This window comes from Microbacterium sp. LRZ72 (assembly GCF_033792225.1).
In the GTDB taxonomy this organism is placed as follows: domain Bacteria; phylum Actinomycetota; class Actinomycetes; order Actinomycetales; family Microbacteriaceae; genus Microbacterium.
On sequence record NZ_JANGEX010000003.1, the window covers coordinates 81,924 to 104,529 of the forward strand.

The 22,606-nt window shown below is 66.1% G+C and carries 18 protein-coding genes; 7 read left to right on the forward strand and 11 right to left on the reverse strand.

Features of this window, described 5'->3' with window-relative positions; genetic code table 11:
- Window positions 1–6: 6 nt before the first annotated feature.
- From M4I32_RS05215 to M4I32_RS05230, 4 genes are all read right to left on the reverse strand, one after another.
- Complete coding sequence (locus tag M4I32_RS05215) at window positions 7–351, reverse strand: hypothetical protein (RefSeq protein ID WP_319033428.1); 345 nt, start codon at window positions 349–351, stop codon at window positions 7–9.
- Window positions 348–863: an LD-carboxypeptidase gene (locus tag M4I32_RS05220; RefSeq protein ID WP_138174578.1), complete on the reverse strand. Its 516-nt coding sequence runs from the start codon at window positions 861–863 to the stop codon at window positions 348–350. Before M4I32_RS05220 ends, M4I32_RS05215 begins: the two co-directional genes overlap by 4 nt.
- A 227-nt stretch (window positions 864–1,090) precedes the next feature.
- The gene (locus tag M4I32_RS05225) at window positions 1,091–2,485 is read right to left on the reverse strand and encodes a hypothetical protein (RefSeq protein WP_138174580.1); all 1,395 of its coding nucleotides are present in this window, start codon (window positions 2,483–2,485) and stop codon (window positions 1,091–1,093) included.
- A 167-nt stretch (window positions 2,486–2,652) separates the two neighbouring features.
- Window positions 2,653–3,672 carry a PIN domain-containing protein gene (locus tag M4I32_RS05230; RefSeq protein WP_138174582.1) on the reverse strand — a complete coding sequence of 340 codons (1,020 nt, stop codon included), beginning with the start codon at window positions 3,670–3,672 and terminating at the stop codon, window positions 2,653–2,655.
- Window positions 3,673–4,310: 638 nt separating this feature from the next.
- Here M4I32_RS05230 and M4I32_RS05235 point away from each other — a divergent pair.
- The 7 genes from M4I32_RS05235 to M4I32_RS05265 all read left to right on the forward strand — a co-directional run bounded on the left by M4I32_RS05235 (window position 4,311) and on the right by M4I32_RS05265 (window position 15,302).
- Complete coding sequence (locus tag M4I32_RS05235; protein WP_138174587.1) at window positions 4,311–6,878, forward strand: AAA family ATPase; 2,568 nt, start codon at window positions 4,311–4,313, stop codon at window positions 6,876–6,878.
- 242 nt (window positions 6,879–7,120) lie between these two features.
- On the forward strand, window positions 7,121–8,557 hold the full coding sequence (locus tag M4I32_RS05240; RefSeq protein ID WP_274636623.1) for a DUF3375 family protein: 1,437 nt from the start codon (window positions 7,121–7,123) through the stop codon (window positions 8,555–8,557).
- Window positions 8,554–9,219, forward strand: coding sequence for a DUF4194 domain-containing protein (locus M4I32_RS05245; RefSeq protein WP_274636624.1), 666 nt, complete (start codon window positions 8,554–8,556; stop codon window positions 9,217–9,219). The genes M4I32_RS05240 and M4I32_RS05245 overlap by 4 nt, the downstream gene beginning before the upstream one ends.
- Entirely contained in the window at window positions 9,219–12,629 is a 3,411-nt protein-coding gene (locus tag M4I32_RS05250; protein WP_274636625.1) for an ATP-binding protein, read from the forward strand. The genes M4I32_RS05245 and M4I32_RS05250 overlap by 1 nt, the downstream gene beginning before the upstream one ends.
- A complete protein-coding gene (locus tag M4I32_RS05255; RefSeq protein ID WP_274636626.1) occupies window positions 12,626–13,831 on the forward strand; it encodes a Wadjet anti-phage system protein JetD domain-containing protein in 1,206 nt (401 codons plus the stop codon). The genes M4I32_RS05250 and M4I32_RS05255 overlap by 4 nt, the downstream gene beginning before the upstream one ends.
- 128 nt (window positions 13,832–13,959) lie before the next feature.
- On the forward strand, window positions 13,960–14,421 hold the full coding sequence (locus M4I32_RS05260) for a zinc ABC transporter ATPase (RefSeq protein WP_138174597.1): 462 nt from the start codon (window positions 13,960–13,962) through the stop codon (window positions 14,419–14,421).
- Window positions 14,422–14,501: 80 nt separating this feature from the next.
- On the forward strand, window positions 14,502–15,302 hold the full coding sequence (locus M4I32_RS05265; RefSeq protein ID WP_274636627.1) for a metallophosphoesterase: 801 nt from the start codon (window positions 14,502–14,504) through the stop codon (window positions 15,300–15,302).
- On the opposite strand, the gene M4I32_RS05270 is transcribed toward M4I32_RS05265, so the two are convergent.
- The 7 genes from M4I32_RS05270 to M4I32_RS05300 are packed head-to-tail and all read right to left on the reverse strand — an operon-like array spanning window position 15,299 to window position 22,410.
- Window positions 15,299–15,688, reverse strand: a complete 390-nt coding sequence (locus tag M4I32_RS05270) for a hypothetical protein (RefSeq protein ID WP_175987719.1) — start codon at window positions 15,686–15,688, stop codon at window positions 15,299–15,301. The two genes, M4I32_RS05265 and M4I32_RS05270, sit on opposite strands and share 4 nt — an antisense overlap.
- Before the next feature lie 13 nt (window positions 15,689–15,701).
- Window positions 15,702–15,944: a hypothetical protein gene (locus tag M4I32_RS05275; protein ID WP_228179188.1), complete on the reverse strand. Its 243-nt coding sequence runs from the start codon at window positions 15,942–15,944 to the stop codon at window positions 15,702–15,704.
- Complete coding sequence (locus M4I32_RS05280; RefSeq protein WP_138174602.1) at window positions 15,941–18,031, reverse strand: TniQ family protein; 2,091 nt, start codon at window positions 18,029–18,031, stop codon at window positions 15,941–15,943. Before M4I32_RS05280 ends, M4I32_RS05275 begins: the two co-directional genes overlap by 4 nt.
- The gene (locus M4I32_RS05285) at window positions 18,028–19,185 is read right to left on the reverse strand and encodes an AAA family ATPase (protein ID WP_138174604.1); all 1,158 of its coding nucleotides are present in this window, start codon (window positions 19,183–19,185) and stop codon (window positions 18,028–18,030) included. The genes M4I32_RS05280 and M4I32_RS05285 overlap by 4 nt, the downstream gene beginning before the upstream one ends.
- Entirely contained in the window at window positions 19,182–21,335 is a 2,154-nt protein-coding gene (locus M4I32_RS05290) for a DDE-type integrase/transposase/recombinase (RefSeq protein WP_319033429.1), read from the reverse strand. Before M4I32_RS05290 ends, M4I32_RS05285 begins: the two co-directional genes overlap by 4 nt.
- A gap of 41 nt (window positions 21,336–21,376) precedes the next feature.
- Window positions 21,377–21,691 carry a hypothetical protein gene (locus M4I32_RS05295; protein ID WP_319033430.1) on the reverse strand — a complete coding sequence of 105 codons (315 nt, stop codon included), beginning with the start codon at window positions 21,689–21,691 and terminating at the stop codon, window positions 21,377–21,379.
- Entirely contained in the window at window positions 21,688–22,410 is a 723-nt protein-coding gene (locus tag M4I32_RS05300; RefSeq protein WP_319033431.1) for a TnsA-like heteromeric transposase endonuclease subunit, read from the reverse strand. Before M4I32_RS05300 ends, M4I32_RS05295 begins: the two co-directional genes overlap by 4 nt.
- Window positions 22,411–22,606: the final 196 nt, after the last annotated feature.

Consider the following 22,606-nt stretch of genomic DNA (forward strand, 5'->3'; position numbering starts at 1 on the left):
TCGCCCTCACCGGAGTCGGTCGACGCCCAGGTTCCAGATGGTCACGTTCGGTTCCGCGCCGTCGTGGCGAGCGGCGTACTCATGGAGCGCGTCCGTGCGCACGTGCTCCGGGTCCTCGCCGTCCGCGAGTCGGCGGATGAGCGGAGCCATCCATTCCCATCCCCGATCGACGAGCCGACTGGACCACCGCGACAGGAACCCGTCCGCCGTCCAGACTCCCGCGTGATCGTCGGGACCGTACCTCTCGCCGGTCGCGACGAGGCGCTCCTCGAACGCGACCCAGACGAACACGGAGCGGTAGGGCTGCGGCGTCCACCCAGCGAGCTCGGTGAACCGAACCGGGGACGTCATGCTTCCGTGATGCGCACAGGCGAGCGACTGGTCAGAGTCGGTCGTGGTTCGCCGGACTGTTCTGCACGAGCCACCTCCCCGTGAACGGGTAGACGAGGTCGACCGGATCCACCGTAGAAGCTCCGCACGCCGAGGTTCCAAAGAAGGTTGTGCAGGTTCGTGTTATCGCTGTACCCGAGGAACGGCTTCGGGTTCGCCGCGATCACGGCGGCATCGAAGTGCGGAATGACAGTGATCTGGTCATCACCACCGATGGCGGCCAGCACCGCGCGAATGCTCCGATCCGCGAACACCGCGTTCACGTCTGCCGCACGGGCTTCCGCGCTCGCGCCGAGTTGCCGCGTCGTGGGGTACTCGACCGGGATGAACCCGGTCGCCTCCTTCAGACGCCGCATCGCTTGCTCGTGGAGAACGGGCGAAATCGCTGGGGCGGCGAATGCCGGCGAGATCACGGCGACACGATCACCCGGACGGACTTTGGGAACGGCTTCAACGAAGCTGCGACCATCCACCGATTAGACCAGACTCCCGCACCGCGGCCCCGTTCGTCGGAGAATACGCCCACTTCGAGCGGATCTACACGCGGCCCCTTGGCTGGCGCGCCAGCGGCGGCGGGCGGCGGGCAGCGGCGGCGGCGGCGATTACGTCCCCACGACACTGCAATTCGCAACTCGCTCGAAAGACCTCGTGGAATTGGCATCTCGTATCGAGAACCTTCAACTGCCGGTCGTGTCGGCCCTCAGGCCTCTCCCGGCCTTGAACTGACCACGATTACCTTGGGTTCGACTGGTGCTCCGTGGGAACCCTTCACATACGACGCGATCCAGATCAGTCGGGTGCGCACGTGGCCGTCGTCGTCGAGCCCGAGTGAGGGGTAGGGCTGTCGCCGCCAGTGGCCGCGAACCGACCAGGCCGCACGATCGGGCGGCTCGCCGTCGCTCCCCTCTCGATAGACGGATACGTGATCGCTGCCCGCTTGCACGCGCACGATCGTCAGCTCGCCCTGCGGCTCGCCGCTGGGCACGACGACGCCTGTGACGCGTTCCGACTCAGTTATGCCGCCCTGGGCCATTAACGCCCACACCGCGGCAAGCAGTTTCTGTTCCGGTCGGGTGTCATCCCAGACCGGGACGAATGGCACGCGGCCGGACAGCTGCGGCCCGACCTGTTTGACATTGACCGCGCCGGATCCCGCAACGCCAGCAACGTATGTGCGTATGCGCCACATCGAGCCGCCCTGCCGGTACCAGACCGCGCGGACATGGCGGTCGCTGTCGCCCGCCCGCTGCATCACGATCGGGCGCGCGAAGAACCAGATCGCGTTGATATGCACGGGCAGCGGATCGAGAACGTCCGCGTCGACGAGGCTGTCGACAGCCAGACGCAGAAGCTCTTCGTGAAGGAGGAACGCTTCTTCGGGACGATCCGACCCCTCGCCGACCGCCGCGACGACGGACGGCACTTTGTTGGCGGTGAAGAGCTGTGCGCGAGGGTTGATGCGGGGCGGTTCACCGGCGCTAGGGGGTGGCACCCGCACGAGCGAGTCCGCAGCCAATCGTTCACCAGGATGCCCGATCGTCTTCAGCGACCTTCCTAGCCAGACGTGTTGATGGGCGAGGTCGAAGGCGATGTAGAGATTGGGTGGCGTCCACCCGCGAGCGACATAGTCGCGGTCAACGTCCCGCAACGGCGCCAACAGCCTCCGTGCATCCGAAGCGTTGAGCACAGTGGGTGGCAGCGGCCCGCCCGACAGGGTGCAGAACCCGTACCGCGCGACGGCGTCACGGTTGTGGAATGCGACGATGACTTCGTTACCCTCGGGCAGCCGAGCGGCAACGGTCAAGCCCGCCGCGATGGTGGGGATGACGCGACGGATTGCGTCGTCATGCTGCTCCCGAATGCCTTGAGCAAACCTCGACCGGCGGCGCGCTGGCTCCACACCCCGCCGCCGCTCCGGCACAGCCCCGCCACCATTCAAATGCACTCGCACCTTGCGAGCGAGCGACTCACTCAGCTGCGCCTCAGGGCGCACTTCCGCCTCACCCAGGCTCCGCAGCGCGTCGAGCACGGTGCGCACGTCAACGCCGAGCTCATTTGCAACCTCGAACACTCGGCGTCGGTACACGAAGTCCATGATGACTTGCCGAGCGTCACCGCCGAACCGCGAAGGCCGCCGACATAAAGCGAGGACAGCCGAGTGCCGATCAGATGCACGCCCCACCTGAACAGCGGCGGCCGCGCCGGCGGCCCTCGAGGTAGCTCCTACCCGCCCACTGTCTATGCCGGTGCGTCTCCTTCGATCTATGCCGGTGCGTCTCCTTCGATGGTGTCGAGACGCAGGGAGGCGACCTCGTCGATGCGGTTCCCTGACGAGTAAGCATTGCCGCTGAGATCCAGGACCCATACGGCGGTGTCCCGATGGGTGGCGTAGTCGCCGGCGTCCTCGTCGAGGATCTCGACGCTCTCGAGCTTCACGAGGCACGTTGCCTGGGCGGTGTAGTTGATCCATAGATCGCGCGACTTTCGCTCGATCTGCACCCCTTCCACGTTCACATCCAGTAACAAGACTTCAAGCACATCAGCAACGTCGAACTCGGTCTTCGCTGCCAGCGAGTGAGTGAAGTCCTTGGGTGTTCCGCCTGCCAGCACCGCATCCTGTACCGCGTCGTGAAGCTGTCGCTCCTGCTCGTAGTCCAATGAGCCCTCGTCATCGAGGAACTGCCCGGGAACCTTGAAATCGGAGATGCTTTCAAGGATCTTCACCTCCCACTCCACATCGAGTTTCTCGATCTCGGCCAAGAGTTCCCGCCGTCGCGCTGGTCCGAACGCACGCTTGTCAGCCGACAGAAGAAACGCGTGCGGATCTTCGGGTTCGCACGTGAGAAGCAGATCGACAAAGACGTACCAGTGCAGCGCGTCACGGTATCCGTTGCCCTCCCTGTCGAACGGTGCCGACCGTGAGATCGCCCGCAACGCGACCTCACGATGCTCTACCTCCGGGTAGCCGACGATCTCTGCACCCATCTGTTCGAGGCGCGCCCGCAGAAGACTCTCGTACTCGGCGGCGAAGGACTCTGAAGCGTTGATGGCTTCCTGGACGAGTTCCCGTGACCTCGGCGGCCATGTCTTGAGAGCCTTCTTCGCCTCGCGTTCACGCAATGCTGCACTGTCGCGGTACCGTGCCACGGCTTCATCGACCGCAAGCTCGGGCACATAAAGATCGAGCGCTTCGGAAGCGACCGCATCCGCGACGGCGTCCCACTGCCGCCCGCGCAGAAGCGGATTGCCGACGATCACGTTGGCGTCAAGCAGCAAGAACACAGCTCGACGGTACCCGGTGGAGTGTCAAGGTGAACGTGGGGCCGCTCCGATGAAGCAGAGCTCGTGATTCGTTACAGGTTCAGCCCGTGAGCACGCGCCAGCAGATCGGCGACATCGTTCAGCCCCTGATGGCGGAGGTAGGGGATGAAGTGGGTCATGGGTGGCTGATTCGAGCGGTACGGGTTCGGGTCTGCACCGTCATACAGCCCACCCCCAGGCAGCGATGAGAGACCTCCGCCAGGAAGCGTAGACAAGCCGCCCCCGGGAAGCGTCGACAGACCACCGCCAGGAAGCGTCGACATACCGCCACCAGGGAGCGTGGATAAACCGCCACCAGGAAGGGTCGACAGGCCACCACCTGGGAGTGTCGACAGACCACCGCCGGGAAGCGTAGAGGCCCCGTCACCCGGCAGGGTGGACAAGCCGCCACCAGGAAGCGTCGACAGGCCACCGCCAGGAAGCGTCGACCGGTTGCGTGGCCAGGTGTTTCGTTCAGTCATCCGATCAGCGTGCCCCATCTCCCGCACCAACTCCAGCGGCCCGCGCGACGCACAGCTCGGCGTTCTGTCAGGGCGACGATAGAGTCGGCGGTGAGCAGCGCGTTCCATGGACACCGCTGTCGCGACGGAGGTCGGTCGATGACGGACGCGGTGCAAGCGGACACACGGGTGGACCCCCGTCAGCTTCTTGGCGCGTGGGCGAACAGTTCCGACGAATGGGTGCGGTACATCGTGCGCGTCGTACTCACCGGAGCTGGCCCTCTCAACTCCGACGAAGAGGACCACGCGTACACGCTGTTCCGGCAAGAGAAGGCGCTGGACGCCCGGGAACTGTCGACCGAGGATCAGCTCGCGATGATCGACGGGGAGGACGAGGCGCTCGAACCTTTGACCGTGACCTCACTGTCAGAGGTTGCGGGGGTGAACGCTCTGATCGGTGGTGGGGTCATCGAACCGCATCAGGGCCTCACCATCCTGTTCGGTGAGAACGGCACCGGCAAGACCGGGTACTCGAGAATCTTCAAAGCGCTTGCTGCCAGCCGCACCGCGGACGTCATCCTCGGGGATATCGAGGCGACGGCGCCGCAATCCCCGTCCGCGACGATCGGCTACCAACTCGGAGCGGAAGCGAAGACGTACGCCTGGACAGGGCAACGGGGGGTTGCCCCGTTCACGCGCATCTCGATCTTCGACAGCCCATCGGTGAGCTTCCATGTCGACGAAGACCTCGAGTATGTGTACGTCCCCGCCGCGCTTGCCTTGTTCAACCACGTCATCGCCGGAATCAAGGCCGTCCAGGCCCGCATTGATGCGGCAATCAGCGACCTGCGATCCGGCCCCACAGGACTGCTGGGCCGATTCCCGCGAGCGGCGTCGGTGTACCCGCTGATCGAGACGCTCGGCGCCGCGACAGACCTGGACCAGCTCAGGGCGATGGCCGACCACCACACCGACGCTGATACCCGCATCGGGACACTGCGCCGCACCGTGGCCGCGCTGGAGGCCGACACGATCAGCGCCGAGATCACCCTGCAACAACGCGCCGAGCGTGTCCTCGCCGAGGCGAGCACGGCCGCACAGATTCTCGGTCGGTTCAGCCCCGCCACGTACAGCAGCGAGCTCACCGCCCTGGCGTACCTGCAGGAGGAGTATCGAGCCTTCCGCGCGGCGCTGTTCGAAGCGGCGGACCTGCCCGCCGCCCCCGACGACACCTGGACCCGGTTCATCCAGGCCGGTGAGGAGTACGAAGCACACCTGAGCGCACACGACGCGCACGACGCAGACCGGTGCCTCTACTGCCGCCAACCGCTCAGTGACCCGGCACGGGCGCTGATCGGAAAGTATTCCGAGTTCCTCGAGGAAAAGATCGCCGGCGACATCGAAGCCGCCAAGGGGCGGCTCAGCGCCCTGACCTCACCCGTGTTCGGCATCCGGACCAGCGATGTCGACGCCTACGCGCGCGACCACGCCACGAGCAACCCGCAGCCCGTGTTCTTGCCACTGCTGGAACGCACGCTCAGCACTGCCACCGCGCTCCTTGACCACCTCCGCGACAACACCCCCGTCACAGCCGACCTCCTGGCTCACGTGGCCGCCGACGCAGATGGCCTCACCGAAGCACTCGAGACCACCAGCGGCGCCCTGGTGGAACTGCGAGGACAAGCCGCGCGGCGCGCGGAAACACTCGCTGAGAAGAAGAAGGAACTGGTCGAACTCGAAGCTGCCGCCGAACTCGCCCGGTCCTGGGCGATCATCGAACAACAGGTGCGCGACGCGAAACAAGCCGACCGCCTCGCACTGCTCGCCAAGCCCATGCCTGCGCTACTACGCGCGGTCACTGGCCTTGCCAAAACCGCGAGCGACCAGATGATCAACGAAAGCTTCGACGCGCTGTTCGCCGAAGAACGCACCGCGCTCCGTGCACCCGAACTTCAAGTCGAGTTCGTGGGCCGTCAGGGACGAGCGCACCGCCGCAAGGTCCTCACCGGCAAGCACAAGCCGTCGAAGGTCCTCTCCGAGGGCGAGCAGAAGGTTCTCGCGATGGCGGACTTTCTCGCCGAAGCACGCCTCGCCGGCATCACCGCACCGGTGATCTTCGACGACCCGGTCTCCAGTCTCGATCATCGCCGCATCAACGAGGTCGCGCAGCGTGTCGCGGCACTCGCCGACACGACCCAGGTGATCGTGTTCACCCACGACATCTTCTTCGCCACCACACTGCTGAACCTGATGGCAGCGTCCAAACGATGCTCGTACTTCCACATCACCGACGAGGACGGCAAGGGGCAGGTCACCCGAGCTACCGGGCCCCGCTGGGACAGCATCAGCAATCTGAAGAAGAACATCAACGAGACCATCCAGGCCGCCAAGTCCCAGCAGGGTGATGCGCGCGCCGCGCTCGTACGCACCGGCTACGACTGGATCCGGGCCTGGTGCGAGGTGTTCACCGAAACTGAGCTGCTGCAGGGGGTGACGCAGCGTTACCAGCCCAACGTGCGGATGACCGCGCTACCGAACATCAAGACGGCCGCCCTGCCTGCCGCTATCGAGACTGTGAACCGCGTGTTCGAAGAAGCCTGCCGCTACATCGACGGACACTCCCAGCCGCTCCCCACCCTGAACGTCAGCCCCACTCTGGCCGGCCTCGAGGCGCACTGGGCAGAGTTGAGCGAGGCCAGAGCCGCGTACCTCAGCGCCGGCGCGTGATTGGCCGTCGTTCGGGTGGGAGGAGACCCCGGCCTCGACAAGAACGCTACGTACCCCGGGCTGCCGACCCCGACCACATACCGCCGAGGGCATCTGGCGGATGAGGGTGCCCAGGCGCACGCATCCTCGCCCTCCTCGAGCCCCCGTCCGCCCGCCAAAGCGGCACCGTGTCGTCGGTATAGGAGATACTGGCGACACCTGAGGCCGGCAGGGGGGACCCGTTGACAGCAACACCACAGCAGTTGGCTGAAGCCGTCGACACCAACCCGACTCTTCGTCTTCTCGGCGCATACAGTCGCGACTGGGTCCTGCCGCTGTTCGCCACCCACCTGGAGACCATCGATGGTTCCGTCTCCGCGGAGTGGTTCCATGAGCGGGTCGCTGAGACCATCGACGCCTTGCCGAGCATGACGGGAGATCGTACTCCCGCCGAGCACTGTAAAAAGTGGGTCGAGGACCGGTGGCTGGAAACGGAGATGGACGCTGGCCGCCTGCGATACCGGCTCTCCGCCTACTCGCTGCGAGCCCTGCAGTTCGTCCGTGAGATCGTCGACGGTGAAACCACTGTCACCACGGCTCGGTTAGAGAGCATCGCGCATGCCGTCCACACGCTCGCGGATATGACCAACCCCGACCGGCGCGTGCAGGTTCGTCGGATCGATCGGGAGATCTCCCGGCTCAAGAAGCAGCGGGACGACATCAAGTCTGGTCGGACCCGGCTGTCTACCGTGGAGGAGCAGCAACAGCAGCTGCGTGAGATCTTGGCGATGACCCGCACGCTGCCTGCGGACTTCCGGCAACTGCGCACCCTTGTCGAGGACCGTCACCAGCGAGTCGCCCGACGAGCGATGGCCGACGGTCCTACCAAAGCAGAGCTCGTCGAGGACTACCTCCACGAGCACGACCTCCTCGGCGACACCCCCGAGGGCCGCTCCTACCAAGGGTTTTCGAGGCTGTTGACGTCCAAGCAGGCCCAATCCATCCCGGACGACATCGATCAGATCCTCTCCCAGGAGTTCGCCCGCGAGCACATGACTGTGACCGAGCGGGCGCAGCTCGAGACGATGTTCTCGACCCTGCTCGCCGCGCAACTTCGCGTACAGCAGAGCTACGTCAAATGGACCTCGTCACTGCGGCGCTTCCTCACCAGGAGCACACACGAGAAGCACCGGCGCCTCCTCGCCCTCGCTGACCGGGCGCTCAGCGCCGGCGCCGAATGGGTCGAACGGCACCCCGGCCCCGCGGTGATCGACAGCGACGTGCTCGGCATCGGAACGATCGACACCACCGACATCTCCCAGACCCAGTTTTGGATCGACCGGGGACCTCAAGAGGTTCAGGTCCGCGCGATCTCGCCGCACGCAGACCTCCCGACTGCGGATCGTGAGGCGTTGCGGCTGGCGGCTGGGACGAGCCCGAGAGTCGTCGCCCGGACCGTGAACCGGCTGATCCGTGAGCGCGGTGCGGTGACCGGCAGCGAAGTCTTCGACGCGACGCCGCCAGACTTCCGACGGCTGGGAGCACTCGTCTCCCTCCTTGATCTAGCCATCACCTACGGCCAGGTATCAGACCACATCAGAGATCGCGTCGCACTCCAGCCCGCGCAGGAACGTGCACTCCACGTCGCGCTCCCCCATCTACGCTTCGACACACCCATCATGATCGGTGAGCACGAATGAGCGACGGACACGGCACCACCGATACAGGAGAGCTAGCGCCTGACGCCCCCGAGGATTTCCCTGACGGTGCCCGCCGCGCGCTCGTCGTGCTTCTCACGAACCGGTTCATCACCCGGACGAGGAATCGCGCCGTGTGGGACATCCTGCGTGGGTATGAAGAAGAGATCCGCGGCCGCCTCGCAGATCTCTACCTGACACTGGAGATCGACCACGACCACGGCGTCGCATTCAAACGGCAGATCATGGAGGAGGACACTCCCCGCATCCTCCGCAAAGATCGCCCGCTCAGTCGCGACGCCTCGTTCCTGCTCATCTTTCTCTGCCAGGAGTGCGCCCACGCCGACCCCCAGGACGAGCTCGTCGTGGTCACCCGGGCTCAGATCGACGAGTTCCTTAGCGCCTACCGCCAGGATGACGACGGCGACCAGGCGAAGTTCGATCGTCGCGTCACCGCCGCCATCCGGCAGCTGCAGGATCTGCGGCTGCTCAACCAGGACCCTGACGCCAACTACCTCTACACGATCTCGCCAGTCGTGGTACCTCTTGTCGGCGTCGATGAACTGACGCGGCTGGAAGCGGCATACCGGCTCGGGGCAGGCGCCACCGCAAATGACGGGAATGGCACCGAAGACTCAGCCCAGCTCCTTGACGAGGAGTCCTGATGCTAATCAATGGGCAGTTCCGCATCGAGAAGGTCCAGGTCCTGAACTGGGGCGGATACTCCGACCTACAGGTCATGCATGTCGAACGTGCCGGCACCGCGATCCTCGGACCGTCCGGACGCGGCAAGTCCACCCTGCTCGATGCGATGGCCTCGGTCATCCTTCCCAACCCGCAAGAGTTCAACCAGGCCGCACGCGACGACAAAGGCCAGAAGCGCGAGCGCACCGTATACACGTACGCGCGTGGGCTCACTGACCGGCGGCGTGACGAGAACCGACGCTCCGGCACAACCACCTACGTGCGTCCACCCGGCACAAACGGGTTCGCCAGCGGCGCTGCGATCACGTGGGCTCATGACGATGGCCGACGGGTCACGGTGTTTCGACTCGCATGGGTTGCCAGCGACACCACCGGCGCCGACGCGATCAACGCGAATACGATCTACGGGTTCGTCTCCGGCGACTTCGACCTGGACCGCCTGAACGGGCTCACCGGTGTCCGCTCCGGCTCATCGCCCCTGACCAAGACGACGCTCAGCGGCCTGATCGACACCAGCCGCGGTGATCTCGTCGATTCCTCACAGAGCAAGATCCACGCGAAGATGCGCTCCGTGATGGAGATGGGCAAGTCCGACGAATCCCAGCGCCTTGCCATGCACCTGCTGCGCCGCGCCCAGGCCTCCAAAGGCATTTTCAACATCAACGCGCTGTTCAAGGAGTTTGTGCTCACCGAGCCGCTCGCGCTCGACCGGTGGGGAACCGCGCTCGAGGCGTACCGAGAGGCGTCACGTCTGTATGACGAGTACGAAGCCACCCGACGCCAGCTGGAGACCCTCACCCGCCTCCCTCAGCTCGCCGAGAAGTACCAGCACGCGGGCAAAGACCACACACGCAAGACTTCACTCCTCTTGGAGCGGGCCGAAGGGACCCCCGCGCGCCTACGGATCTGGCACGCCCACAAGCTCCTCGACTGGTTGCGCGCACGGATCGATGACAATCGCCTGACGACGGCAGAGACCAACGAAGATCTGCAGGCAGCGAACACGCGAAGGACACACGCGAAGACAACGTTCGACAACCTCCTGCTCAGCCTCACCTCGGCCGGCGGAGACAAAGCACCCCTCCTCAAGGTCCAACTCGACACCGCCCAGCACAACCTGGACCGGATCGGCATTCACCGCGCAGCCGTCTCCCGTCGCCTATCTGAGTTCGACCGCACCCTGCCCGCCTCGCAGGGTGATCTGTTGCTTCTGCAGGACGACCTCAGCGATATGCGCACCCAACTGGAGACCCAACAGATCGCTCTTGACGCCGAGGCCAAGGCTGCGGTGCTCCGCGCGGGCATGATCGCCGGACAACGGAAGTCGGTCGCACACGAGCTGCATCAACTCAGCTCCCGACGATCCAACATCTCTCCCGAGGCGGCTCAGCTGCGCGCCGACATCGCCGCAGCTACCAACGTGCCGCTGGACCGGCTGCATTTCTTCGGTGAACTCATCCAGATCAAGGCCGAGCACCAATCATGGGAGGCTGCCGTCTTCAGTGTTCTGCGCGGCGTCGCCAAGGATCTCGTCGTCGATCAGGAACACTTCATCACCGTTCGGCGATTCATCAATGAGCATGACACCCGGATGCACGTGTCGCTCGTTCCCGTTCGCGAACAGGGCTCTCAGCGCGAGCCGGTACCCGGCACCGTACCGGCGATTGTCGAACTGGCGGACTCACCGTTCGCCCCGTGGGTACTCAACGAGCTCGTCGACCGATTCTCCTACCAGCTCGTGGAACGCGACTCGGATCTGGACACCAAACGTGCGTCACACCTCAACGGCGCCGTCACCCGCGCAGGGATGCGCACCGCAGCATTCGGACGGTTCGTGAAGGACGACTCGGTACAGAGGTACTCGTTCATCGGCTGGGACACCGCCGATCTACGCCGCGACCTTGAGCAGAACCTCGCGTCGCTTACCGCGGAACTGGCACCCGCTGACGCCGCGTCCAACACCGCTCAAGCCACACGCGACGACGCACGCGATCGGGCACAGCGCCTCACGACACTCCTCGAAGAACTCGACTGGTCATCCATCGATACGGCACCTGCAGCCGACCAGGTGCGACAGCTCCAAGAGGAGATCGCCGAGGCCAACACCCCCGAAGTCACCGAACTCCAGAAGCAACTGGACGACGCGCGAACAGAAATGACCGAGTCGGAGCTGCACGCACGCGAGATCGAGACGAAGCTCACGACTCTGAACGCAGCGTGGGGAGTGCTGGTCGACCTGGAAGACGAGTCATCTCTTCTCATCGACGACTCCGCCGTGTTGGACGCCGACGAACGCGAGGCCACCGGCACACTCGGATTCCTCGCACCTCCCGTCGATGTCACGACGGCGACGGGTCGCGCGCTCCGTGCGGCAATCGAAGCCAGCTACGGGCAAGCGGCCACGGATCTGCAGAACCAGCTCGTCTCACTCAGGAAGGAACGCGAAGCACTCGAGACCGCTGTCCTCGCCACCATCCGTGCATTCCGCGGCCTGGAGGATCGAAACCAGAGGGAAATCGACGAGAGCATCGACAGCCTGCCGGCGCTGCTCTCCATTCACGACCAGCTGCTCACCGATGACCTCCCCCGCACCAAGCAACGCTGGCTCGAGCAGGTCGACCAGGACATGAACACACAGCTGCGAGGACTTCTCGTCCAGATCGATGACGATCGCCGCTCAATCGTCCGAGGCCTCGCCCCCATCGATAGGGTTCTCGAGCGTGTGGCGTTCCGCGTCGACTCCACCCTCACGATCGACGTCTCCGACAAACCCAGCGGTGAGCTCAACGAGTTCCGCTCCACGATCTCGGAGTACACCAGCAACACCCTCCACCAATCCATCGAACGCGACGCGGAGAAGATCGAACGCGACTTCAACCGGCTGCGCCGCAAACTGGCCCTCCTCGACGACCTCACCCGAACCGGCGAGAGCTGGCGTCGCCGCGTATTCGACGCGCGCGAACACGTCGAGTTCAAGGCAATCGAGAAGAGAGCCGACGGCGTCGAAATCGTGCACGACGGTGTCTCCGGGATGAGCGGCGGGGAGGGGCAGGAACTCATCGCATTCATCCTCGGCGCAGCCCTGAGATATCGGCTGGGCGAAGGAACGGACGCCCCTCCCACCTACGCGTCGATCGTGCTCGATGAAGGATTTGTCAAAGCCGATAGCGACTACACCGGACGGGCCCTCGCCGCCTTGTCCGCGCTCGGGTTCCAGCTCATCATCGGCGCGCCGCGTGAGAAGGCAACGGCGTTCGAGTCCCACGTGGAAACCGTCGCATACATCAACTCCGACCCAGCCAACCCGCAGGGCGTGCGCATCTTCGAGATGACGATCAGCGAAGCGCTCAGTATCGAGGAAGCCGCGTGAGGAGCCCCGCAGACGTTGAACGTCTTATCACCACCCGCTACAAGTCGTCCTGGCGCGCCTGGCTCACACAATCCTCCCCTGAACAGATCACCTTCCCCCTGCAGCCACCCACCGCGTCAACCATCCCCGCACAAGAAGAGGCCGTCCGGACGTGGCTACATGCGTGGCGTGCCTGGCACGACCTGCACCCCGCTACCAGCCTGCGAACCGCGACCGTCCGCACGGCCGCTGGCGCTCAGGTCGTCTACACACACATCGACATCCCTGGGCCAACAGCGCTCGCTGGACTCGACCCCGCGACCGCTAACCACTGGCAGACCGCGATTTCCCGCTACCCCCAACTGGCAGACCTCGACGTCTCCACCGACCAGCTGCGGCCGATCCTGCCCCGCATTGTCGACCTCGACGATTACGACTTCGAACTGCTCCTGCGCGTCGTGGAATGGTTCCGCAACAACCCCGCATCCGGGCTCACCGCCCGCCAAGTCCCTGTCACAGGTCTCCACACCAAGTGGCTGGGACGGCACAAGGCGATCGTCATCTGCCTGCTTCGAACCGACATCCCCAACCGGGTGGCTGATCTTGGCGCAGAAGCCGTCGACCCTGAACTCGACATCAACGACCTCGATCTACTCGGACTGCGGCGACTGCCGAACCACGTCGACGTCATCCTCGCCGACCCCGCCGACCGCCGACTCGTGGGCGGCATCCGCCAACTCCGAGCACCCGTCGAAGAAGTCGCCGGCCTCCCCCTCACCCCCGATGACGTCCTGATCATCGAGAACAAGGAGGCCGCGACGCCAATAGAGGACCGAGCAGGGCTTGTAGTGATTCATTCGCTTGGCAACTTTCTCGACGTGCTCGACGCGCTCCCATGGCTGCGGTCCGCACGCACCTGGTACTGGGGAGACCTCGATCGAGCCGGGATCACACTGCTGTCGCGTGCCCGGGCTAGGGTGCCCGAGATCGCCTCCCTACTCATGCACGCCGACACTCTCCGGGAGTTCGAACCACTCGCGAACGCCGACCCGAGCGGTCGCGTAGACCCACCCGAACCAGTCCTCACGCAAGATGAACGTGCCGCGCTGGAATATCTCGACGCTGGACAGCCGCCGCTCCGCCTCGAACAAGAACGCATTCCATGGCACACAGCGCAAACCACCATCAACCTGGCGATCGACCAGGCCGCTGTCCTCGATTAGCGCTCGTGTGGCACCATCCCAGACCACCTCGAGGACACCCCGACGTGGACGGGCTCTGATCCCCGATGCCGTGGACACCGCGTCATCGGCATGACAGACTGCTCTGTTCTGCTGGAAGGGGAACCACCGTGCCGCACACAGACGACCACACCGACTGGGAACAGATCATCCGCGACATGATCGCGCGGAGCAGCGAATCCGCACCTACCGAGCCAGGCGTGTACCGGATGCCGTGCGGGAACTGCTACGTCGACTTCTTCCGCACCTCGGACGGCACCGAAAGTTGGCTCGTCCCCGGCGACGAGCGCAGCTACACTCGCGACACTGTCGCCATCGACCGGCACGGCGACCACCCGTGGGAGCGGATGTACACCCTCGGCCACGCCGCCGCCGAGATCCGACGCCGCGCGACCGCCGACGATACGCCCGTCGAGGTGCTGGTCGAGCAGCTGGCGGCGATCGCCGCGGTGGAGGACGCGGCCGAGGCGGAGGAGATCGCCCGCATCGCCCGGGAACGTCCCGCCGACAGCCCGGACGTCCCGCTCGCCGATGTCGCTCGGAAGTTCGGGATCGATCTCGACGAGCTCTAGCGATACCTGTCGTCGCCTACTGGCACGCTAGAGACACCAGATCATGCGAGACACCGATCACCTGCGAGAGGGGCGTCGTCGTGAACCTGTATCCGCGGTTCGACTTCGACCAGGTCGACTTCGTCACCGCGGACACCCACTTCAGCCACGCGCGGATCAGCGAACTCGCGGATCGCCCGTTCGCAACGGTCGACGAGATGAACGCTGAACTCATCCGCCGCTGGAACGAAACGGTCAGTCCGACAGAGGTGGTGCTCCACCTCGGAGATGTCGCGCTCGGCCCGATCGAGGAATCGATCGGTATCACCGCGCAACTGCACGGCCGCCGATTCCTGGTCCCCGGAAACCACGACCGGGTGTCACCGGCGACGCAGTCGAAGAAGGCGATCGAACGGTTCGCGGCGCTCTACGAAGCGGCCGGTTGGACGATTCTGCCGGAGGTCATCGAAGGCACCCGACGCGGGTATCGGATCCTCGCTTCTCACTACCCATACAAGGGCGACTCGCAGGAGTCGGATCGGCACACCACCCATCGACCGCGCTGGGACGACGGGATCCCACTCCTACACGGCCACACCCACGCCCGCGACCACGGACCGAACGGGCACCAGTTCCACGTCGGCGTCGACGCCCACGGCTACACGCCCGTCCCCTTCACCGAAATCGACGCGTGGATCCGCGGCCTCCCAGACGCCGAACCATGGCTCGACATCGCAATCCGTGAGGCCCGCCAGACCATTACCGACCTCGACGGCAGCGAAACCTCAAACTCCGACGCGCTGTTCTACACGATGGGCTACAACGAGCTACGGGTCGCGCTGGAAGAACTCCTCGGCGCGTTCGACTCCGCCCACCCCGACTCGCCCCCGGGGACTGTCTAGGCGCGGGACTTCCGCGTCGGCGTATACCGCGTGGGCCCGAGTGTAAACAGTTCGCCTGCCGCGGGACCTGATCGGAGGGTACGCGGTTCCCGTCGGAAGCGGATCCATCCGCGACGCCGCCAGTGCACCATCGTCAGGTACCGCACCGACGCCGAAGACCACGCCTCCTGACGCTCCGCGGCGTCGGGGTCGTGGGCGGCGAGCTCCGCGAACACCTCACGGAAGGTCGGCGGCTGACCACGCTCGCGGGTGTGGCGGTGGATGAACCTCACGGCGCGGCGCGCCCACACCGGCGCTGTCTCATCAGCGGTGAGTTCAGTGAACAGCGGCACGAGGTGCGGTGCCGACCACGGCTTCTCGTACACTTCACCGTCGTTCGACACCACCCTGCAGCTCCCCTCAGCGGTCATCCCAGATATACCGCCGCCGAGCCCAGCCAGGGGCGCGGGCGTCGTCAGAAGGATGATCCTCGCCAGGGGAGGATGTCAGTGTCTCGCGTGGGGCGGTCGGCGAGGATGTGCTCGGCAACGGCGCCGCATCGATGAGTGCTTGCAGTGCCGTGGTGTACTTCTCTCCGGTCGCCTTCATGCGTTCCCTGGCGGCTTGCTGCAGCCGACGGGAGGTTCGCTTCTCAGTTGTCATGACGTCCCTGCTTTCCCGCGGGGGCGGACGGTGATGCCGGCGGCGTGCAGGTGCCGGTTGATGGTCATCTCGCTGCATCCGGCAAGGTGCGCGATCTGTGCCATAGTCCTCCCTTGCGTCTCATAGTGGTCGCGTAGCCAATCGGAATCGAGGGTGAAGGTGGGGGGTCGTCCGCGACGCGACTTGGTGCCCGTGTCGGCGAGGATGCGGCCCACGGTCTGCCGGGACACGTTCACGTCCGCGGCGATCTCGTACGTCGACGCCCCCGCCGCATACGCCCGCGCTAACACATCGGGAGGCATCACGTCCGCGGCCGTTGATCGTGCTGGGCGGCTCCGCGCCCACGCCGCAGGCGCGTCCGGGACACCGTCCGAAGGCTCGGGTGTCCATGTGACGGGCTCATCGATGCCGTTGACGAGAAGGAAGTCCGCGGCGAGCTGGTCGAGTCCCGTCCGCACCGCTGACGGCAGTCCATCGGCGAAGCGGGCGACGGCCGGCGCGGTCACCCCTGCCTGATCCCACTCCGGCGGGATCGAATGGATCGGATTCCCCGACAGTGTCCGGTGCAGGAGCGCCCGGGCCAAACGCCATCGTCGTCCACCCCCAGCCGATACCCCCGCCACCCGGCACACCTCCTGCCACTGGGATTCGAGGAGGATCCCGCTGTAGTCGAGGGCGCGACGTCGGGCGTAGTCAACGGGCACGTCATGCGTATCGAGGAACGCGGCCAGCCGGAGGATCGCGTGCAGGGTGCCCACGTCATGAGAGCTGCGACCGAGGTCACGCATCACATGGGTCACCTGGCGGGCCGGCGCCTGCGGATCGAGCAATGCAAGAGCGGCGGAGTGTGTGAGCCTCGTGCCCGTGAACACCACCGCCGCCGCCAACGCCGACGCCACCACCTCACTGCCGACCCGTTGCGGCGCGTACCGGGTGATCCACTCGCCCCACAACTGTGCCGGTACCTTTCGCGCTCGTTCGACCGGGCTGACCCCTGACGGTGGTGCGGACTGCAGGAACACCGTCGGCCGGCGACGACGCCCCAGCGCGGCCGCGATCAGGGTCTGCAGTTGCGGCGTGTGCGCCGTGTACGACGAACTCTGAGCCAGCCGCCCCTGCAGCAGCGCGGCGACACTGCCCGGCTTCGCCAGTGCGGTGACGGCGAGGGTGGTGCCGACGGCGGCCCCGACGGCAGAATCCGGTCGTGCCCGTACTGCCGTCGTCCAATCCTCGCTCGCCCTAAACAGCGCCACGAGCTCCTCACCAAGCGGACTGATGTCGAGGCGATCGCCGGCGGCAATCGCGTGCCGGGCGGTACGGGACAGCAACCGAGTGTCTTCCAGCACCGCGACCGCCGGCTGCGGCGCCTCCGCATAGATCCCGAACCCTGCCCCGCCGGTGGAAACGATCCGCATCAACGCCCGCTGCGCATCCAGGACCGCCCGCGACACTGGAGTGCGGGTCGGGTCGGCCGTGAGGTCGGCCCGACACCGGTTCGCTTGCGGGCCCCGTCCCGGCCCTTGGACGGGATTGTGGCACCGGCCAGGAACGGGAACAAGCGCGAGCGGGTGGGCACGGTACCGGGCAGGACGATCACACACGGGGCACCGGTCCACGAGCAGGCGGCGGTGGCGAAAACAGGCGAACCCGAACGGGAACTGCCACGACATCCGCCACCGGCCACCCGAATCGACCAGGCACTCCGGGCAGTAGCGTCCCGCGGTCCCCGCCGCCGGGCATTGCGAACTGATCCGCCCCCGCCGGGTGTACCGGATCGCATGGTGCGCGAACCGCATTCTCGTCATCTCCTGGAACTGATCCGCCGGAATGCCCGTCGACGCCTCGAGCCGCGACGCCTGCTCATCAGTCAGCGCGGTGGCCCAACTGTCCGCCATCCACGCGGTCGCCGACACCGCCACACCCTCCTGCTGCTCGATGAGGCCGAGCGCGCAGGCCATCTCGTTCATCGTCGCCCCATAGGTGGCCGCCATCTTCTCCAGCCAAGAGTCGAACGGCTCATCAGGCAGCGGCCGCACCCGAAACGGCAGCACCCGCACCTCATAGGAAATCGTCGACGTCGTGGTCATGCGGCGGCCGCCTCGCCGTCCTGGTTCTTGCGGCGGCGTGCCTGGTGGTTTCGCAGCTGCTGATCCAGCTTCGCCTCAAGCTCGCGGCGCTCCGTCTCCGCGCCCTCATCGATGCGGATGTCGTCGAGCAGTTCCCGATCGATGACCTCCCGCCCTGTGCGGATCGCGCGGGACGCGCCGCGACGGATCAGGTCCATGAGGGATCCGATGTTGCCGGTGGTGCGGGCGAACAGGTACCGGGACAGGTCGACCAGCATCCCGGGGCGAGCACCGGTGAGGACGAGAGCTTGTTCGACGCCGAATAGCAGCCGGTCCCACTCCTCCCTGCCCCTCTTGTGGGTAAGCGTGAAGGGGCTGAGCCCGAGGACGGTCCATCGGCGGAAGGTCTGCGCCATCGCCGCCTCCCGGCCGGTCTCCCCTTCACCCACCAGGCCGCGGGCGCGGAGGGCGACGCCGGCGAACAAGAACGTCGCGTTGTATTCGTTTGCGAGCCACTTCAGCTGGTTGGCGACTTCGACCCCGTCGCGGGTGCGCATGTTCAAGAAGTGCAGGTCGTCAACGATCACCAGCCGGGTGTCATGCCGTTCGATGCACTCCGCCGCCGCCCGGGCCAGGTCCCGGCCGGCCATGGAGCGGTGCAGGATGCCGGCGGTGGCGGGGTGGGCGTAGAAGCCGAGGATCATCATGTGCAGGCCCTTGATCGTCAGCCGCCCCGTCAGCGTCACATGACACACCGGCAGGTGCCGCACGTCCCTGTCCGCGTCCAGCCATCCCCCGGCCTCCGCGATCCGCTGCTGGTGGAACACGCGGCCGAAGTTGTTCACCACGGTCGACTTCCCGAGCGCCGGCGGGGCGTCGATCGCTGCGGCTGACTTCACCCGGTCGGAGTCCTGCAGGTTGGAGTCGAGGATGTCCGCCAGCTGCAGTTCGATGTCCTCTACCTGCCGTGTGCGCAGCAGGATGTTCGCGTGCCACACCCGCCGCTCCAAGTCGTAGACGACGCGATCGCGAGCAGGCAACGACTCCAGCTGGGCGCGCGAGAGCTCCTCAGGGCGAGCGCGGGGAGGCCGTTCGGCGAAGTCTGTCCAGCCCTCGTAGGTGGAGAGGCTCCGTTGGCGGGGCGGCTGCTGCGGGGCGCTCGTCGGGCTGGTCATCGGAGCATCTCCATCGGTTCGAAGTGGTAGTCGCCGCGGATGGTGGGCTCGTCGATGTCGTCCTCGTCGTCATCATCACCGGTCTCGGGCGTGTCGACGCGTCGGCGCGGGTCGCGGACGGAGCCGGTGAGCTCGGTTCCGAGATCAGACGAGGCGGTCAGTTCCGCGTCGAGCATCCGTTGCACGGTGCGTAGCGACCACACCCCGTCCGGGTCCGGTTCCTTGTCGTTCAGCTGTGCGGCCATCCGGGCGCTCATCCGCCGCTCCGATGGCGTCAGACCACGGCCGGCGCCCCAGTCCTCCAGCAGCTGCGCGGCGACGTCGTCAACCTGGGAGGGGCGACCCTGCCGGATTGCGATCTTCTTCGCGTACTCCAACGCGTCCAGGCTGAACGGGGTGTCGAAGCTGCCCTTGTGCTCCCATTCGAGGGTGTGCCAGGTGTGGTCCTCCGGGTCATGGAAGTAGATCCTGGTGAGGTCGTCAGGGTTGACGAAGAACGGCCACTCGGTGCCCTTATCGCGGTGGATCGACCGGGCCCGGTTGCGGTACTTCGCCACCGACTCGCCTGTGTAACGGAGCTTGTGGATCTCCACCCCGTAATGGTTGAACTGCCGCTTCACCACCGGCAGCAGCTCCAACAGCACGCTCCGGTCAGTCGGCAGGCGCAGCTGCCCCGCCACGGCGAGGCCCTGGTCGTACCGTTGCGCGGGGCTGAGCTTGACCCCAGGCAGGTGTGGATCCTCCAACGAAGTGTGCGGGCGAAGGTGGTAGACGGTGGCTACCCATTCCCGGATGATCTGCTCCAGCTGCGGCACCGTGTAGACGGCCTCTGCTTCGGGGTCCTCTCCGCGGCCGGCGACGTCGGCACCCTTGTAGCCGGGTAGCTCCTGCAGCAGGTCGTCGAGGGTTCGGAAGAACCGTTCCACGGGGCTCTTGTCGGTGGGTTGATACACCCGTGCGGGTTGGATGGAGATCCCCAGCCGGGCGCACCCGCTGGTGACATGCTCCGACAGGTAGGCGGAGCCGTGGTCGACGACCAGGGTCTCCGGCAGGATGCCGGCGCGGGTGAAGCGGGACACCTTCGTGCGGGTCGGGTCCACCAGCAGCGTGTCGGGCAGTCCGTGGTACGGCCAGCGGGCGGATGTGGCCCAATCCGTGGGCGTGTCGAACGGTTGCAGCGCCTCCATCAGCACCCCGGCGACGTCGATCGATTTCGTCGACCCCGGTGTGAGCCGCAGCCCGAGGATGCACCGCGAGTACAGGTCCATCGCGATCGTGAGATCCGCCGACACCCACTTCCCGGTCACCGGGGCCACGGCGAACACATTCAGCGGGGTGGTGTCCATCAGCACGTACTCACCCGGACGGACCGCCGACAGTCGTCCGTACGGCGCTGGGGGTCGGTTCGCGGTGGACCGTTTGCGTTTGGTGGGGCCGGTGAACGTGCTTCGCCCTCGATCCAGCTCAGCCAGCGCGTTGTACGCGCTCGCACGCGAGGGGTGCTTCACCGTCCCCGGGCCGTGGACGCGCTCGGTGCGCGCGTTGATCCGGTCGATGATGATCTTCTTGGACACCTTCGCTTCGGGGGTCTGCTCGTCCAGGACCGTCTGCGCGGTGGCGATCCACCGCGGGTCGAACCCGGTCAGCGCGTTCCCGGCTTGGGAGGACCGGTAGTCCATCAGGCCCGCCTCCCCGGACTCCCGGTACTGCGCCACCCAGCGGCGCACGGTCCGTTCACCCTTCCCCAGTTCGGCAGCCTTCGCCGCGGTCCGCTGTCGCAGACTGTGCTGCGGGTGGTACTCCAGGCGCGGCTCACCATCCCGCGGGATCTGCGCCGTGCCGGACTTGTATCCGGTGAGCACCTCCCGGACATGGTCGGCGCGCTCCATGGTGCGCGCCTTCGCGGAGTCGGTCGCGTCCGCCCACAGCACGCCCAGCGGAGTAGCATCCCCTTCCCTTGTGTGGCCGGGGATGTGGGCCTTGCCGCCCTCGGCGGCAGGCCGCAGCACGTCGATCATCCGCAGTCGGCGGTGCCGGCTGGTGCGGTCGCGGATGATCACCGCCCCGTCAGCGATCTCCACGACCGTGCACGCCTCCCCGTCATAGACGAAATCCATCCCAGGTCGCAGCGTCCAACTGTCCATCGTCATGGTTCCTCTCAAGTGAATGGTCGTTGATCGGGTGCCGTCGCTCAGGCCGCGTCACGGAGGGACGAACCGCGCTCCGCCGTCGCTCGACGATGCCGCGCCGCCGGCGGCACGGTGCGCATGCCGCACACCTCCCGCAGGTACTCCTCAACGGCGTGAAACAGCTGGGCCACCGCTTCCTTGTCCTCCGCGAGTGACTGCGGGGGCACCGGCAACGCCGCGGGGATGCCCAGCACCTCGCATGCCCGTGCCGTGTCGGCCTCGCGGTCGCGCTCCGACCTCGCCGACCGTCCCGGGCCGGCGAAATCTTCCGGGGGAAGGGAGGTGGTGGTGGGCGGAAGGTCGTCTCGTGCGCTCATGTCAGCTCCAATACGCTCGTCGTGCTCAACAGGTGGGACAGGTTCGTGCGCAGGTGCTGTGTCCACAGCAGGTGCAGCACGAGGGAACGGGCGAACGGTGGCTCACCCGCGATCGGAGTCACGGCGCGTACCGCTTCCCCGAACGTCACAGGGGCTCCCAGCGCAGCCGCCGCGGCATCGACCTGCCCGGGATCGAACTGGAAGCTGCGCCGATAGCCGGCGAGGAACTGCACATTCGCAAGCAGCACCGGATCAGGCTCCGAGCACACCCGGTACTCCCAGCCATGCGCCTCGACCTCCCGCCGCGTCCAATCCAGCGAATCCCGCACCGCCGCGATCTGCAGCTTCGCCGCCGGCTTCACATCGACAACGCACACCGACCCGTCTGTGCGCGAGAGCAGATAGTCCGGGATGTGCTTGCGGGTCGTGCCGTGATCGTCGCCCTCCATCAGGAACGGCTGCGACAGGATCCACTCCACCCGCGGATCAAAGTCGCACAGCAGCAGGTTCGCGTACTCCAGCCGCGACTCATACCCCACCGGCGCCTGCATCGTCGCCGACCAGTACGAGCCCGAGAAATGTCGCTGCTTGCGGTACCAGCGGAACTCCCGCCATGGCACCGCCGCCGCGAACACCGCCATTCGGGCATCCGCCAACGCAACGACGTCGACGTGACCCTGCACCGAGCGGATCTGGATCATCGACGCCGGCGAGCTCATCTCTGACCCGGCTCCCGGACCCACAGCCCGCCGCCATCGCCCGTGTCCCCGATCGGAGCCTGACGGTGCTGCGTGCGCATGTACACATGCTGTTGGCCCGCCCTGTCGGAGCGGAACTCACCGGCGCAACAAAAAGCAGCGATCAACTTTGTACTAAAACACTAAAAAGCTAATCACTACTAGATGTCACATTCAC